Origin of the sequence: Rhizobium sp. EC-SD404 (genome assembly GCF_902498825.1) — a bacterium.
GTDB lineage: Bacteria > Pseudomonadota > Alphaproteobacteria > Rhizobiales > Rhizobiaceae > Georhizobium.
Genome location: NZ_LR701459.1, coordinates 1,050,468 through 1,065,794, shown reverse-complemented (window position 1 = coordinate 1,065,794; position 15,327 = coordinate 1,050,468). Strand labels below are relative to the sequence as shown.

Here is a 15,327-nt window from a genome sequence, read left to right as displayed (position 1 = left end):
CGCATTATCAGCAAACAAGAAACTTCCCTTGATGCGTGTCAATGCTTGCCGTGAACACCCTCGACGAAAGGCCCATCTTTCATAATGCGGCCCGCCGCTCCATATTTCGGATAGGACGCAGCGAGGAGGCTGCGGGCGAATGGAGGAAAGTGTATGCTGGGATTGATGCAGGAATGGCCGCTTCTCTGTCACAAGGTCATCGATCATGCGGCGCATTACCACGGCGGCCGTCCTGTCATTTCCCGTTCGGTGGAAGGCGCCATCCATCGCACCGACTATCGCACCGTCCGTGACCGCGCGCTGAAACTGGCTAAGCGGCTGGACATGGAAGGCATCGTTCTCGGCGACCGGGTGGCGACGCTTGCCTGGAACACATGGCGACATCTGGAAGTCTGGTACGGAACGCTCGGCATCGGCGCCATCTACCACACGCTCAATCCGCGGCTCTTTCCCGACCAGATCGCCTGGATCATGAACGATGCGGAGGACCGGCTGCTCTTCGTCGACCTCACCTTTCTGCCGATCGTCAAGGCGATCGCGCCGCAAGTGCCGAGCCTGACCCGGATCGTCATCCTTACGGACGCGGCGCACATGCCGGCGGATCTTCCCTTCCCAGCCGTCGCCTATGAAGACTGGCTCTCCGAAGCGGACGAAGACTTCCGCTGGAAGGACTTCGACGAGCGCACGGCCGCCGGCATGTGCTACACGTCGGGCACGACCGGCGACCCAAAAGGCGTCGTCTATTCGCACCGCTCGAACGTGCTGCACGCCATGACGGCGCTCCAGGCGGACATGCTGGGCATCGCCTCTCGCGACGTAATGATGCCGGTCGTTCCGATGTTCCACGCCAACGCTTGGTCAACAGCCTTCTCGACGCCGATGGCCGGCGCGACGCTGGTCTTCCCGGGACCGGGCATGGACGGCAAGTCGATCTACGAGATGCTGACAAATGAGAAGGTGACGATCACCGCCGCGGTTCCGACGGTTTGGCTCATGCTGTTGCAGCATCTGGAAAAGGAACAGGGTCAACTGCCCGATCTCGAGCGCGTCGTCATCGGCGGCTCGGCCTGTCCCCGCGCGATCACGCAAGCGTTCCAGGACCGCTACGGCGTTGACGTGATGCATGCGTGGGGAATGACCGAAATGAGCCCGCTGGGCACGGTATGCTCGATCAAGCCCGATTATGCGCATCTGACCGGGGAAGCGAAGCTCGATATCCAGGTCAAGCAGGGCCATCCGCCCTTCGGCGTCGAGATGAAGATCGTCGACGACGAGGAGCGCGTACTGCCTTGGGACGGCAAGACCTTTGGTCGTCTGAAGGTGCGCGGGCCGGCCGTGTCGTCCAGCTACTACAAGGGCCACGGCGCCGAGCAGTTCGATGATGAGCTTTGGTTCGACACAGGCGATGTCGGCCACATGGATGCGCACGGCTACCTGCAGATCACAGACCGGGCAAAGGACGTCATCAAGTCGGGCGGCGAATGGATTTCCACCATCGATCTTGAGAATCTTGCCGTCGGACATCCGGATGTTGCGGAAGCTGCCGTCATCGGCATCGCCCATCCGAAATGGGACGAGCGCCCGCTTCTCGTCGTTGTGCTCAAGGGAGGCCGGCATCCCGACAAGCAGTCGATCCTCGACTTCATGTCGGGCAAGGTCGCCAAATGGTGGATGCCGAACGACGTCGTCTTCGTGGAAGAGATCCCTCATACGGCGACGGGCAAGATCAAGAAGACGACGCTGCGCGAGCAGATGAAAGATTTCCGCTTCACCGAGGTTTGACGGCGTGGGACTCAGGCCTTGCGACGGGCGGCGATCGCAAGCGCAAGACCGCAGAGAATGAGCACGCCGGCCAGCGTCAGTTCGATGGTCAGCGGCTCGGCCAGAAACAGCACGCCGGCAGCAGCAGTTATGACCGGAACAGACAGTTGCACAATGGCTGCAGCTATCGCCGCCAGATGCGGCAGAACACGATACCAGACGACGTAACCCGCCGCGGATGCCAGCACGCCCGACGCAACGGCCAACACGATACCCCGGCCGGACATCTCGCCGCCAATGCTGCCTTGGCCGACAAGCGCGAAAGCAAGCAGAGCCATTGCGAGCGGAAGCGTTCGGATGAAGTTGCCTGCCGTGTCGCCAATCGGGTCGCGGGTGCCACGGCCACGCAATGAATAGACGCCCCAGGCAATGCCAGCCGTGATCATGAGCGCCGTCGCAACCGGATCCGGCCGCGTCAGAGCCGGTGAGACGAGATAGACAAACCCGGCGAGCGCCATGAAGATCCCCAACCATTGCATTGCGCGAGGCCGCTCGCCGCACGCAATGCCCCAACCGATCATCGTCATCTGAACCGAAACGAAGAGAATAAGCGCGCCGGTCGCAGCGCCGAGTTGCACGTAGGCGAAGGAGAACGCGACCGCGTAGACGAAAAGTGCCAGCGCTGACGCCCAGCTTCCAGGCACTGCCTTCACTTCATCCTTCCGTCGCAGCATCAGGACAAACGCGAGCGCAACAGCGCCCGACGCGAGACGCAGTCCGGTGAAGCCGGCGGCATCCATCGTGCCGTCTCCCAGAGCTTCGCGCGCTAAGATCGAGTTCGCTGCAAAGGCAACCATGGCGATGATGGTGAAAAACGCTGTCATTGGCATGAAGTCAGGTCCAGCAACGCAACTGTGGTCGAGCGGACAAGACTAGCGGCAGGGCCTGGCACCGCAACCACTCGGTAGCCCAACTATGGTACCGGGCGGGGATCAGGCGATGGCGATGGCTTCGAGAGGCTGGGCGTTGGCGGCGATCAGGCGCAGTGTATCGGCTGCCTTGATCGGCTTTCCGTAGAGATAGCCCTGGCCCAGCCGGCAACCGAGCTGGATCAGCTTTGCAGCCTGCTCCACCTCTTCGATGCCCTCGGCGATCACGGCCAGATCCATACCTTCGCACATGGCGAGAATGGCCTTGATGATGTGCTCGGACGGCCGGTCGCGGGTAATTTCGGACACGAAGGCGCGGTCGATCTTCACCTTGTCAAAGGTGAAGTCGCGTAGGCGGCCAAGGCTCGACTGGCCCGTTCCGAAATCGTCGAGCGCGATCTTGATGCCGACTGCGCGCAGCTCGGTGACGATCTTCTGCGCCATGTCGGGGTCCGACATCATCGCGGTTTCAGTGATCTCCAATTCGAGCCGGCGCGGGTCGAGACCAGCGCGGTTCAGGATGGCGAGAATGGACAGGCTCGTCATGGGATCGACAAGCTGGGCCGAGGAGAGATTGAAGGAAAGATACATTTCCTCCGGCCACCGCAGCGCGGTCGCGGCCGCCTTCTTCAACAGCACCTCGGTCAGGAGGTCGATGAAGCCGCGTTCCTCGGCGAGTGTGATGAAGACGTTCGGCGGCACGAACCCAAGTTCTGCGTCATGCCACCGGGCGAGCGCTTCGAACCCCATGATATGGCCGTCGGCCAGCCGCACGATCGGCTGGAAATGCACGGCGACATCATCGGCGATGATCGCGCGGCGCAGCGCCTGTTCCAGCTCGGTGGCGCGCCGGAACTCCTCGGCGATCTCCTGGGAATAGACCGTGATCTGGCTTCGTCCACGCCTTTTGGAGCGGTAGAGCGCCGTTTCGGCGCAGCTCATCAGACTGTCGAAATCGGTTCCGGCAAACGGATAGACCGAGAATCCGAACGACGCCGTGAGACGCACGGTGCGGGCACCGAGGTCGAAGGGTGCCGACAGCACATCCTTGATCAGTCGCGCCATCTTTTCGGCGCCGCGAGCATCGAACACCAGCGGCATCACGAAGCCGAATTCGTCGTTGCCGAGCCGAACGACGGTCGCGCCGTCGGGCATGCAGGCTTTCAGCCTGTGTGCAACCTGGGTGAGAATGACGTCGCCGGCACCATGGCCGAAAAGATCGTTGATGGGCTTGAAGCCGTCGAGATTGGCGAGACCGATGGTGAAGGGTGCCGGGTCCTCGGCGCGCTCGGCGGCAAGGTTCTCGACCTTTTCGCGCATGCGCCTGCGATTGCCGAGACCGGTCAGGGCATCGGTATGGGTCAACACGGCTTCGCGGGTGCTTTGCACCTCATCGGCGCCCAGCTGCGGCATCATCAGTCCAGTTCTAAAACATTCTGGCGAGTCATCAGATGCAAGATGGGGGTGGGTTCCTTAAGAATTCATCTTCAACGGCCTCAAGATACCGTAATCAGCGGTTCTCTCGGTGCTTTGGCGCAATAAGGATCATCCGGAGATCGTTGACATTGGTGCGGGTCGGCCCGGTCACGATCAGGTCGCCTGAGGCTTCGAAGACGCTGTAGGCGTCGTTGCGCTCCAGACATTGCGCAGGGTCGAGTCCGGAGGCGCTTGCACGCGCAAGACTGTCCGGATCTGCTACCGCACCCGCATTGTCCTCGCTGCCATCGATGCCGTCCGTGTCCGCTGCAAGCGCGTGGATGCGCGGATGTGCCTTGAGCTCCAGCACCAGCGACAGAAGATACTCGCCGTTGCGCCCCCCTCGACCGGAACCGTCGCCGCGCACCGTCACCGTCGTCTCGCCGCCCGAGACGATCAGCAGCGGCGTGTCGCGGACCTCCTCGGCCTTCTCCAATGCCAGGCGGGCATGTTTCCTGCCGATCTCGCGCGCCTCGCCTTCGATGTCGGCACCGAGCGACATCACGTCCATGCCGTGACGCTTCGCTTCGGCGACGACCGCCTCGACCATGTCGGCGGGGCGCGACGCCATGCGGAACTCCGTATTGGCGAAGATCGCATCGCCAGGCTTCGGCGTTTCGGATGTGTCCTTGTCCAGGTGAGCCGACACATGATCCGCCGTCGTGATGCGGTAGCGCTCAAGCACCGCCTTGGCATCGGCAAGCGTCGTCCCGTCGGGAACCGTCGGCCCGGATGCGATGACTGAAGGATCGTCGCCCGGCACGTCCGAAATGCCGATCGTGACCACGCGCGCCGGGTAGGCAGCTTCGGCAAGCCTGCCTCCCTTGATCGCCGACAGATGCTTGCGCACGGTGTTCATGGCACCGATGGGCGCACCGGATGCCAGGAGGCTCTTGTTGATGGCCTTCTTGTCGTCAAGCGTCAGGCCCTCGGCGGCAAGCGCAAGCAGCGCCGAGCCACCGCCTGAAATCAGGCACAACACCAGATCGTCGGGACCCAGACCGCGAACGGTTTCCATCAAGCGCGCGGCTGCCTGCTCGCCCCGATCGTCCGGCACCGGATGGGCCGCCTCGATCACTTCGATCCTGCCGCATTCGAGGCCATGACCGTAGCGCGTTACGGCGACCCCTTCGAGCGGGCCCGACCAGTTCTCCTCGACGGCACGCGCCATCGACGCAGCGGCCTTGCCGGCGGCAACGAGGATCGTGCGCCCCTTGGGCGGTTCAGGCAGCAAGGGCGGCACGCATTCCGCGGGATCGGCACTTCGCACGCCGGCGTGAAACAGATCGATCAGAAAGCGTCTTTCGCCGAGCACGCGCATCATCCATCAAGGTCAATCGGTGGTTGGAGACGCGGACCCTAAAGGCTCGGATGCGGCATGGGAAGCGCTTGGCTTCCCGCAATCGTTCAGGCGCGCGCGCCGAGCCGCCGTGGCCCGAACAGCGCCGCGAGGGCGAGGATCAGACCGGACACCGTGGCGATCATCCCGGCAGCGGATACGGCAACTCCGGAGACGAAGAGCGCCACGCCGGCACCGGCGGCGAGATATCCGAAAACCGCTGCCATAGCGGCGAACAGCACGCTCAAGAGCAGCTGCCGCACCAGATTGTCCGTCATCAGCCGTGCAGCCGCCGGCGGACAGATGAGCATGGCGATGGTGATGATGGCTCCGACCGCTTCGAAGGCGGTGACGGCGACGATGGCGACGAGTGCGATGAGTGCGCCGTCCACCAGGCGGACCGGCACGCCGCTTGCCGCCGCAAAAATCGGATCGAAGGTGGCGATGACGAGCGGCCGCCAGGCGACGTAGAGAAATGCGATGACGGCAATCAGCGCGAGCGCGACGCGCGGCAGCTGCGGCGGCAGTTCAGCCAGCGCTGCGGGATCGGTGAGTGCACTCCATTCGAGGCCCGCCAGCCAGACGAGGCTTTCCAGATTGCCGTAGAGCGCGTGCTCGACATCGAAATGGATCGCTCCGGTGTCGGTCTGTTCGAGAAGCACGATGCCGAACGCAAACATTGCGGTGAACACGACGCCCATCGCGGCGCCCGGTTCCACCTTGCCCAAGACGCGGATGATCTCGATCAGCACCGCGGCCACGATGGCGGCGACCGCAGCGCCGATCAGCATCGGGCCTGCGGCCATCGAGCCGGTCGCGACAAAGGCGACGACGATGCCGGGAAGCACCACATGGCTGACCGCATCGCCCATCAGGCTCTGGCGTTTGAGAACGAGAAAATTGCCGAGCAAGGCTGCCGCGACCGCTGCCAGCAAGCCGATCAGGATGGGAACGACCGTCAGTCCGAGATAGACCGCCATTTAAGCCATCGCCCCCATCGTCTGCCTGGTCGCAGCGTAGTGCCTCAGGCGCAGCGCGTTGATCTCGCCGGCGCCGAGGCGCTCCTCGATCGGATCAAGCAGCATGCCGTGGGCGCGATGCAGGGAATCGGGATTTTCACGCAAATAGAGCGACCAAAGCGCCTCTTCTTCGGCCGCCCGTTTCGCAGCGACGAGGCCGGGCTGGGTGACCGCTCCGTCGCGCCGCATGAAGCCCTCGGCAAGCAGCACGAAGATGGTCTTCTTGTCATAGATCGCTTCGCCGCGGTTGAGCGCGAGCAGGCCCTGACGGCGATGCACCTTCCAGGAAAAGGCGCGGGCGCGGTAGAGCCCCGAAAAGATGCCCCGGACGGGCGCGAAGAGCAGCGACACCGCGAACAGTCCGGTGGCGACGAGGACGATGATCGGACCGGTCGGCAAATCGTCGATCGAAGCGGAAAGAGCAGTCCCGACATAGCCGGAAAACGCCCCGATGCCAGCCGAGATCAGGAGCATGTGATCGACCCGGTCCGTCCAGAAACGGGCGGCGACCGGCGGGATGATGACGAGCGCGATGATCAGCACCAACCCGACGATCCGCAGCCCCGTCACCGTGACGGCAAGCACCAGCAGCATCAGAAGCAGATCGCTCTTCCTGATAGAGATGCCCCGGGCGCGCGCAAAGGTTTCGTCGAAGGCAACAAGGGTCAGCGTCCGGCGCAGGAAGAAGACGGCGAGCGCGGTGCCGCCGGCCAGAACCGCAAGCGTGATCGCCTCCGAACGCAGCATGCCGGAGGTGGAGCCGAGCAGGAAGCCGCCGATTCCGGCCTGCTGGCCGATCTGCACGGACTGGATGACGGTGAGAAGCACGATGCCGAAGCCGAAGAAGACCGACAGCACAGCGCCGATCGCCGCATCCGCCTGAAGCCGCGTACGCCGGGTGATCCAAGCGACGGTCGCCAAGCCGGCGAGCGCGCTCAAGGCGGCGCCGAGCAATAGGCCCGGAAGAAAGCGTCCGGTTCCGCCGAGCGACGCCATGACGAGGAATGCGATGCCGACGCCCGGCAAGGTCGCGTGGCTGAGCGCATCGGAAACGAGCGAGCGACGGCGCAAGAGCAGGAATGTGCCGACCATGCCGCCCGCCCATCCAAGAAGGATCGCGCCGATCGTGACGATCATGGTGTTGTAGCCGGCCTGGAACGTCAACGCGGATAGAAATGCCTCGACGTCCATCGCTCTTACGCCTCGACCTTGGCGCCAGGAGCCGGGGCCGGCAGGCCAGCCCCGACCAGGCGCCCGCCATAGGCATCGGCGAGCTTTTCCTCGGTGAAGGTGTCCGCCACCGTGCCGTTGGCGACGGTGCGGACATTCATGATCAGGACGTCGTCGTAATAGTCGCGCACGGTCGAGAGATCATGGTGAACCGTGATGATCGCCGCGCCTTCGCTCGCGAGCTTCTTCAGAAGCGTCACGATCGTGCGTTCCGTCGCGGCGTCGACCCCCGCCAGCGGCTCGTCGAGGATCAGAAGATCGGCCTTCTGGGCGAGTGCGCGGGCGATGAAGACGCGTTGCTGCTGGCCGCCGGACAGCTGGCCGATCTGGCGATCGGCCAAGGGCTCGAGATCGACCTCCCGCAAGCATTTGCGGGCCATGTCCCTGTGTTTTTGCCCTGCAAAGCGGAAGGGGCCAAGCTCGCCGTAAAGACCCATCATCACGACATCGATGACAGAGGCGGGGAAATCCCAATCGACGCTCGCGCGCTGGGGTACATAGGCGACACGATTGCGGGCAGCCGATAGCGGCAGGCCGAAGAACTGCACCTGCCCGGTTATTTGGGGCACCATACCCATGGCGGCCTTCAGAAGCGTGGACTTGCCGGCGCCGTTCGGGCCGATCACGGCGCTCATTCGGCCCTGATGGAACACGGCATCGACAGCCGACAAGGCAGGTTTGTCACCGTAGGCGACCGAAAGACCGGATATCGAGAGCGCAGGCGGTTGATCGAGGCGGTTCAGCATGTCGCTCGGTTCTGCTTTCTCAGCTTTCGCCCAATTGGCCGGCCATACCGCCGGCGGGCGCATCGCCGCCTAGACTGCGCGTGATCGTGGTCACATTGGCGTCGATCATTCCAATATAGGTGCCGGCATACGTTCCGGCAGGGCCCATCGCATCGGAATAGAGCCTTCCGCCGATGGTGACTTCGTGGCCGCGGGCAGCCGCTCCCTCGATGAGCGCGCGCACGTTGCGTTCCGACACCGACGTTTCGACGAAGATCGCGTTGATGTCGTGCTCGACGATCAGGAAGACCAGCTGGTCGACCTGGCGCAGGCCGGCCTCGCTTTCGGTTGAAAGACCCTGGATGCCGAGCACTTCGAAGCCATAGGCGCGACCGAAATAGCTGAAGGCGTCATGCGCGGTGATCAGCATGCGCTTGTCTTCAGGCACAGTCGATAGGCTGGCTTTTGCGTAGGCTTCCAGTTCGGCCAGATCGGCAAGACTGCGTTCGGCATTGGCGGCGTAAATGTCGGCGCCTTCGGGATCGAGTTCGACGAGTGCATCGCGGGCGCCTTCGACCACGTAGCGCCAGAGCGACGGATCCATCCAGATATGCGGATCGTAGCGGTTCTCGTAACCGGCATTGGCAATGCGCATCTCGACCGGAACGTTTTCGCCCAGCGCGAAAACCGGTTTATGCCGTGACAGCTGCTCCAGAAACTCCTCCAACTGTGCCTCGAGATAGAGCCCGTTCCAGAACACGGCGTCGGCGCGGGCCATCGCGGCCACATCCGCCTGGGTCTGTCGGTAAAGATGGGGATCCACCCCCTCGCCCATCAGCGTCTGCACATCCGCGCGGTCGCCGGCGACAGAGCGAACAGCGTCGCCGATCATCGAAACAGTGGCGACGACCTGAAGCTTCTCTCGATCGGCGTTTTGGGCGTTGGCGCCCGCTGACAGTGCGAGCATCGCAACCGCAATCAGTGTGCCGAGCTGAAAGAGACCTCTAAATACAAGTGTTACGCGGGAAGGACCCGGCATGTCGCCACCTTCAATTGCAACTCATTCTCATTGTAAGGTAGGGACTTGCCTCGACACTGTCAATTGCGAATGATTTGCAATAGCGATGATCGCGCGGGATAGCCTCTGCGCAGAGCTTCCGCCGCGCAGTCGAATCCGCGAGAATGCGCCATGGCCATCCACCAACTATCCGAAACGCTGATCAACCAGATCGCCGCCGGCGAAGTCGTCGAACGGCCGGCCAGTGTCGTGAAGGAACTGATCGAGAATGCCGTCGATGCCGGCGCGACCCGCGTCGAGATCGCGACGGCGGGCGGTGGCAAGACGCTGATCCGCGTGACCGACAATGGCTCCGGCATGACGCCGGACGATCTGGCGCTGGCTGTTCGCCGGCACTGCACGTCGAAGATTACGAACGACCTTTTGGATATTCGCACGCTCGGCTTTCGCGGCGAGGCCCTGCCCTCGATCGGTTCGGTCGCGAGGCTCAGGATAACGAGCCGGATGACTGATGCCGACATGGGTCACGAGATCGTCGTTGAAGGCGGGCGCCATTGCGAGGCCCGGCCCGCCGCCGCCAACCGCGGCACCATCGTGGAAGTGCGCGATCTCTTCTTCGCGACACCGGCGCGACTGAAATTCATGAAATCGGAGCGCGCGGAAGCCAGCACGATCACCGAAGTCGTCCGCCGCATGGCGCTTGCCTTCCCGCATGTGCGCTTTCTGTTGAGCGGCACCGACCGGACCACGCTCGATTTTCCCGCAACCGGCGAAGACCGGCTGGCGCGCATCGCCCAGATCCTCGGCAAGGATTTCACCGAGAACGCCATTGCGCTCGATGCATGGCGCGAAGGCGTGGAACTGTCCGGCCATGCGGGTGTGCCGACGTTCAACCGCGGCAACGCGCTTCACCAATATGCCTTCGTGAACGGACGGCCCGTGCAGGACCGGCTCGTCGCGTCCGCCCTGCGCGGCGCCTATGCGGAGACCGTCCCGCGCGGCCGCCATCCGGTTGCGGTGTTGTCTATCGCGCTCGATCCGGCTCTCGTCGACGTCAATGTCCATCCGGCGAAATCCGACGTGCGCTTCCGCGATCCGGGGCTCGTGCGCGGACTGATCGTCGGCGCGATCCGCGAAGCGCTTGCCATGGAAGGCGACCGCGCCTCCACCGTCGCGGCACGATCGATGGCAGCCTCTTTCTCGATGGGTGCGCGTTCGACAAACGGGCATTCCGGTGCCTATGGCTATCGGCCCACTGCCGCCGCCACCGGCTACGATGTCGCCCACTCGCCCTGCCGGCCGCTTGCCAGCGCGCCGCCCCAGGGTTTCTCAGCGGGCGAGCAAGCGCCGTTCGACGCCATTTCCATGCCCTCCGCTCGGCCATCCGCACCCATAACGGCTTCACCGAACGGGGCGGACCATCGGCTTGGCGCGGCCCGGGCCCAGGTGCATGCGAACTACATCGTGTCGCAGACTGCCGATGGCCTCGTCATCGTCGACCAGCATGCCGCGCATGAACGGCTGGTCTTCGAAGCCTTCCGCAAGACGCTGCTCGCCGGCGACACGCCGCTCGCTTCCCAAGGCCTGCTCATCCCCGAGATCGTCGATCTTCCCGAAGAGGATTGCGACAGGCTGATCCAGCATGCCGACGATTTGGCGAAACTCGGGCTCGGCATCGAGCGCTTCGGGCCGGGCGCCATCGCCATTCGCGAAACGCCGGCAATGCTTGGCGAGATCGATGCCGTGGCGCTGGTCCGCGACCTTGCGGATGAAATTGCAGAATGGGACGACGCCAACGGCCTTGCCGCACGCCTCGACCATGTGGCGGCGACGATGGCCTGCTATGGCTCGGTCAGGTCCGGCCGGGTCCTGCGGCCCGAAGAGATGAACGCGCTGCTGCGGCAGATGGAGGCGACACCGGGCTCGGGGCAGTGCAATCACGGCCGGCCGACCTATATCGAACTCAAGCTTGCCGACATCGAGCGGCTGTTCGGGCGAAGCTGAAATAACAGTCCGGACCGAGGAGCCAGCCATCGCCAGGGGCGGAAGACAGGGACGCGGGCAAAGGACGGTTGTGCGCCGCTCCTCGGGCTTGCTATATCCGGTCATCGACAGGTCGAAAGCAGGAAGCCAGAACGTGATGAACCGCTTCGAGGGCGCGGGCGCCAGGCCCGCAAAGCTGCGCTATCTCGATGGCGACTTTCAGGTCGTCGTGCCAGGCACCTATGTGCTGTGCGCCATCACGGGCCAGCAAATTCCGATCGACGAACTGAAATACTGGAGCGTTGCGCGCCAGGAAGCCTATGTCGACGTCATCGCGTCCTTCGAGGCCGAAAAACGCGCAGGCACCCTGCCCGCCTGATCCGGCCGCTCGCTTTTCAGCCGAACGGCGCCGACAGACGCTTGTCCTTGAAGGTCGCGATCGCCTTTTCCACGATGGATGCCGGAACGCCCGGCTGATCGAACACCATGTCGATCACGAGCGCGTCGGTCCTGGAGAGGAGCTCTTCGGCGAGACCATGGTGGCCCTTGAGCCGGGTCACGTCCTTTTCCGTCGCCACCAGTTGCAGATCATCCTTGTCGGCGTCCGCGATCAGATCGCGCATTTCCTCATCGGTGAAGGGATGGTGATCGCCGAAGGAGCGCTTGCGCACGATCTCGGCGCCGGCCTCTTCCAGCGAGCGGAAGAAGCGATGCGGATCGCCGATCCCGGCATAGGCGAAGACGCGCTGGCTGCTGAACCGGCTCGGTTCGCGCGGCACGATGCGCGCCTGATGGATCGGCTTGCCGGCCCGTGAGGCCCTCCGCACCATGTCGGAGGCGGCAGCACCCGAACCGACGGTCAAAAGCGCCGTCGCATGGCGCAGCTGATCGATCACGGGCGCGCGCACCGGTCCGGCAGGAATGACATGTCCGTTGCCGAGACCACGGCCGGCATCGATCACCAGCAGCGCATAATCGTTCTCGATCTGCGCGCTCTGGAAGCCGTCATCCATGATGATCATGTCGACGCCGCTTGCGATCAGCATCTCGGCGCCGCGGCGTCGATCCCTGGCGATCACGGTCGGCGCGTGCTTTGCGAGAAGCATCGGCTCGTCGCCGACATCCTTGGCGCGGTGATGGTGCGGATCGACCAGAACCGGGCCGTCCATCGAGCCGCCATAGCCGCGCGACAGGATGCCGGGTTTACGACCCTTGGCGACGGCGGCTTTCGCGAGCGCCATGGCCGTCGGCGTCTTGCCGGCACCGCCGACGGTGAAATTGCCGACGCAGATGACCGGGACCGGCAGCCTCAGGCGCTGGCGGCGGTCCATGATACGCCGCGCGATGGAGCCATAGGCCCAAGCGACCGGAGCGAGGCCCTTGGCACGCCAATCCGCGTCATTCCACCAGAAGGGAGGTGCCTCGCTGACCATGGTCCGTCACTCCTCTTGTCGTTCCATCTCATAGGTCTGCAGCCGCGCCTTCACGGCGAGCGGGCTGATATAGGGTTCCAGCGCCCGGATCGTCAGGGCGAGCGCGCCGCGCATGTCATGGACCGTCCGCTGGCCGGCCTTGATCATGTCCTGGCGGACCTTGTCGTTGGTCAGAAGATAATGCACGGCCTTGGACAGCATGTCGCCGTCGCGAACGATGCGGCCGCCGCCATTCTTCAAAAGCTTCTGATAGGTTTCGCGGAAATTCTGCACGTTGCGACCGGACAGAACGGCCGCGCCCAGCATGGCCGGCTCGAGCGGATTCTGCCCACCTTCACCCGTCAACGAGCGTCCGACGAAGACGACTTCCGTCAGGCGGAGATAAAGACCCATCTCGCCGATCGTGTCGCCGAGGAACACATCGGTTGTCGCGTCGATGACATCGCCGCGCGACCGGCGGGCAACCTTGAGGCCGCGCTGAACAAGCATCGCCTCCACCGCGTCGCCCCGTTCCGGGTGCCGCGGCACAATGATCGTCAGTGCGCCGACATGGGGACGAACGAATTCGTGGGCATCTGCAGCAAGTGCCTCCTCGCCGTCAAAGGTCGAGATCGCCGCCCAGGTCGCTCGATCGCCGACCTGCGCCTGCACCTCGGCCAGTTCATCGGGATCGTAGGGCGGAGCGTTCGTATCGACCTTGAGATTGCCCGAGATGGTGACGGGCCGCGCTCCAAGCTGCCGGAACCGTTCTGCATCGATGTCGGTGCGCGCGATTACGTGGGAGAAGTGCTCGAACAGCGCTTCGGCAAGCGAACTGCGGCGCTTCCAGCGCTCGAAGGATTTGTCGGACAGCCGGCCATTGACGAGGATCTGCGGGATCCGGCGCGCGCCAAGCTCAAGGATCGTCATCGGCCAGATCTCGGACTCGGCGAAGATCGCCACGTCGGGCCGCCAATGGTCGAGAAAACGGCGAATGGCCGGGCGCAGGTCGAGCGGCACATATTGGTGATGGATCGACGGATCGAGCCGGTCGCGCGCGATGGTGGCGGAGGTGACCGTGCCGGTCGTCAGAACGATGGAGATACCGCGCTCGGCGACCGCTTCGATGAGCGGAATGACCGCCATGGTCTCGCCGACGCTCGCCGCATGGAACCAGACGAGCGGACCCTCCGGACGGGGCGCGCTGGCGTAGCCGTAGCGTTCCCGTCGGCGCGAACGCTCTTCCTTGCCACGCGCGGCTCGCATGGAAATATAACCGCCAATGAAGGGGTAAACGGCTGCACCGGCGAGGCGATAACCGGTCAGCACGACACGTGCCCAACCTCCGCTCATCTGCCTGCCTCCGCCGCTTCGTAAGCCGCCGCCGTCACCCGGTTCAATTCGGCCGTCACTTTCTGGCGCGCGGCCTCCAACTCGTCCGGACTGGCATCCGGCCCCACATGGATAGGCGCGCCGATTCGCAGACAACGCCGCCCGAACGGCAGATTTATGGTCATCTTGTCCCACGCCTTGTCGACCACGTGATAGCGGCTCGTCGCCAGCGCCAGCGGCACGATCGGCCGACCGCTGACTTTGGCGAGCCGCACGACGCCGTCACCGGCCTGGCGCGGCGCGCCTTTCGAAATATCGGCGATCATGACCACATGCCGCCCTCGCCTCAGCGCATTCCGCAACGCGATCAACGCCTGGGCTCCGCCCTTGCGGCTTGCCGCTTCGCGCTCGCGACCGCCGGAGCCGCGCACCACTTCATTGCCGGCAAGGAGGATTACCCGCGCGTTGATTTCCGCATCGACACTGCGGGAAACGAGGCTCGCAACCTTCTCATTTTCAGGACGCGTGAACTGAACCAGCGATTGCTGCCCGTGCCAGAGTGCGATGATCAGCGGGCCGTCGCTTTTCGCGATCCCCGCGAGATCTTGGGAAGACGCCACCGGACGGTTGGTCTTGTAGATGAACCACAAGACGCCGTGCAAAAGGCGTGCGGCAATCGCCTGGAAGGCCGGTGAGGAGAGTATCCGGCGACCGAGCCTTCGTTCAGGCGGCGTCACCCGCCTGCCGTTCCCGGAAGAGACGGCAGGGTCCAGGCGCTGATTGTCGGGAACCGGCAAGGTGGCTGCTTCAGATCGTCGATTTGACCGCGGTGACGATGTCAGTCTCCGGATCGAGCATACGGTGCATGTGCACGATGAAATAGCGCATGTGGGCGTTGTCGACCGTCAGCTGCGCCTTCGACTTCCAGGCGGCCAGCGCCGACTGGTAGTCGGGGAAGATGCCGACGATGTCGAGCTTGTCGAGATCGCGGAACTTCACTTCCTTCAACGTGGCGAGTTCGCCGCCGAAAACCAGGTGGAGAAGCTGTTTCTGTCCTGCTTCAGACATAGGGCGGTTCCTTCGATAGATCGGAAATCCAAAGC

General features: G+C 63.9%; 14 protein-coding genes. 3 read left to right on the top strand and 11 right to left on the bottom strand.

The genetic code is table 11. The annotated features are described in order from the left end of the window. Nucleotides 1-153: 153 nt before the first annotated feature. The gene (locus GC125_RS06065; RefSeq protein WP_151984599.1) at nt 154-1,782 is read left to right on the top strand and encodes a long-chain-fatty-acid--CoA ligase; all 1,629 of its coding nucleotides are present in this window, start codon (nt 154-156) and stop codon (nt 1,780-1,782) included. Nucleotides 1,783-1,793: 11 nt separating this feature from the next. Here the strand turns inward: GC125_RS06065 and GC125_RS06060 are convergent, their stop codons facing one another. The 7 genes from GC125_RS06060 to GC125_RS06030 form a co-directional block, all read right to left on the bottom strand. Then, nucleotides 1,794-2,651, bottom strand: a complete 858-nt coding sequence (locus tag GC125_RS06060) for a DMT family transporter (RefSeq protein WP_286165382.1) — start codon at nt 2,649-2,651, stop codon at nt 1,794-1,796. A 102-nt stretch (nt 2,652-2,753) separates the two neighbouring features. Then, nucleotides 2,754-4,103: a putative bifunctional diguanylate cyclase/phosphodiesterase gene (locus GC125_RS06055; protein WP_502706088.1), complete on the bottom strand. Its 1,350-nt coding sequence runs from the start codon at nt 4,101-4,103 to the stop codon at nt 2,754-2,756. Nucleotides 4,104-4,200: 97 nt separating this feature from the next. Next, a complete protein-coding gene (locus tag GC125_RS06050) occupies nt 4,201-5,487 on the bottom strand; it encodes a glycerate kinase type-2 family protein (RefSeq protein ID WP_151987612.1) in 1,287 nt (428 codons plus the stop codon). A gap of 86 nt (nt 5,488-5,573) precedes the next feature. Beyond that, nucleotides 5,574-6,485, bottom strand: a complete 912-nt coding sequence (locus GC125_RS06045) for a metal ABC transporter permease (protein WP_151984595.1) — start codon at nt 6,483-6,485, stop codon at nt 5,574-5,576. Next, on the bottom strand, nt 6,486-7,715 hold the full coding sequence (locus GC125_RS06040) for a metal ABC transporter permease (RefSeq protein WP_151984593.1): 1,230 nt from the start codon (nt 7,713-7,715) through the stop codon (nt 6,486-6,488). A 5-nt stretch (nt 7,716-7,720) separates the two neighbouring features. Further along, entirely contained in the window at nt 7,721-8,500 is a 780-nt protein-coding gene (locus GC125_RS06035; RefSeq protein ID WP_151984591.1) for a metal ABC transporter ATP-binding protein, read from the bottom strand. A gap of 19 nt (nt 8,501-8,519) precedes the next feature. Then, nucleotides 8,520-9,518 (bottom strand): metal ABC transporter solute-binding protein, Zn/Mn family, encoded by a 999-nt coding sequence (locus GC125_RS06030; RefSeq protein ID WP_286165381.1) that lies wholly within the window; start codon nt 9,516-9,518, stop codon nt 8,520-8,522. Between the two features lie 150 nt (nt 9,519-9,668). On the opposite strand from GC125_RS06030, the gene mutL reads away from it, so the two are divergent. After that, nucleotides 9,669-11,501, top strand: coding sequence for a DNA mismatch repair endonuclease MutL (gene mutL, locus GC125_RS06025; protein WP_151984589.1), 1,833 nt, complete (start codon nt 9,669-9,671; stop codon nt 11,499-11,501). A 136-nt stretch (nt 11,502-11,637) separates the two neighbouring features. After that, nucleotides 11,638-11,859, top strand: a complete 222-nt coding sequence (locus GC125_RS06020; protein WP_151984588.1) for a DUF2093 domain-containing protein — start codon at nt 11,638-11,640, stop codon at nt 11,857-11,859. Nucleotides 11,860-11,875: 16 nt separating this feature from the next. Here the strand turns inward: GC125_RS06020 and lpxK are convergent, their stop codons facing one another. The 4 genes from lpxK to GC125_RS06000 all read right to left on the bottom strand — a co-directional run bounded on the left by lpxK (nt 11,876) and on the right by GC125_RS06000 (nt 15,292). Then, entirely contained in the window at nt 11,876-12,913 is a 1,038-nt protein-coding gene (gene lpxK / locus GC125_RS06015) for a tetraacyldisaccharide 4'-kinase (RefSeq protein WP_151984586.1), read from the bottom strand. Between the two features lie 6 nt (nt 12,914-12,919). Then, nucleotides 12,920-14,245, bottom strand: a complete 1,326-nt coding sequence (waaA, locus tag GC125_RS06010; protein ID WP_151984584.1) for a lipid IV(A) 3-deoxy-D-manno-octulosonic acid transferase — start codon at nt 14,243-14,245, stop codon at nt 12,920-12,922. Continuing rightward, a complete protein-coding gene (locus GC125_RS06005) occupies nt 14,242-14,961 on the bottom strand; it encodes a lysophospholipid acyltransferase family protein (RefSeq protein WP_151987609.1) in 720 nt (239 codons plus the stop codon). The genes waaA and GC125_RS06005 overlap by 4 nt, the downstream gene beginning before the upstream one ends. Before the next feature lie 70 nt (nt 14,962-15,031). Next, entirely contained in the window at nt 15,032-15,292 is a 261-nt protein-coding gene (locus tag GC125_RS06000; protein ID WP_151984582.1) for a DUF4170 domain-containing protein, read from the bottom strand. Nucleotides 15,293-15,327 lie beyond the last annotated feature (35 nt).

Coding starts and splice junctions, on each gene's coding strand:
- GC125_RS06060 (WP_286165382.1), bottom strand. CDS start 2,651: ATGCCAATGACAGCGTTTTTCACCATCATCGCCATGGTTGCCTTTGCA.
- waaA (WP_151984584.1), bottom strand. CDS start 14,245: ATGAGCGGAGGTTGGGCACGTGTCGTGCTGACCGGTTATCGCCTCGCC.
- lpxK (WP_151984586.1), bottom strand. CDS start 12,913: ATGGTCAGCGAGGCACCTCCCTTCTGGTGGAATGACGCGGATTGGCGT.
- GC125_RS06020 (WP_151984588.1), top strand. CDS start 11,638: ATGAACCGCTTCGAGGGCGCGGGCGCCAGGCCCGCAAAGCTGCGCTAT.
- GC125_RS06035 (WP_151984591.1), bottom strand. CDS start 8,500: ATGCTGAACCGCCTCGATCAACCGCCTGCGCTCTCGATATCCGGTCTT.
- GC125_RS06050 (WP_151987612.1), bottom strand. CDS start 5,487: ATGCGCGTGCTCGGCGAAAGACGCTTTCTGATCGATCTGTTTCACGCC.
- mutL (WP_151984589.1), top strand. CDS start 9,669: ATGGCCATCCACCAACTATCCGAAACGCTGATCAACCAGATCGCCGCC.
- GC125_RS06045 (WP_151984595.1), bottom strand. CDS start 6,485: ATGGCGGTCTATCTCGGACTGACGGTCGTTCCCATCCTGATCGGCTTG.
- GC125_RS06030 (WP_286165381.1), bottom strand. CDS start 9,518: ATGCCGGGTCCTTCCCGCGTAACACTTGTATTTAGAGGTCTCTTTCAG.
- GC125_RS06065 (WP_151984599.1), top strand. CDS start 154: ATGCTGGGATTGATGCAGGAATGGCCGCTTCTCTGTCACAAGGTCATC.
- GC125_RS06040 (WP_151984593.1), bottom strand. CDS start 7,715: ATGGACGTCGAGGCATTTCTATCCGCGTTGACGTTCCAGGCCGGCTAC.
- GC125_RS06000 (WP_151984582.1), bottom strand. CDS start 15,292: ATGTCTGAAGCAGGACAGAAACAGCTTCTCCACCTGGTTTTCGGCGGC.
- GC125_RS06055 (WP_502706088.1), bottom strand. CDS start 4,103: ATGCCGCAGCTGGGCGCCGATGAGGTGCAAAGCACCCGCGAAGCCGTG.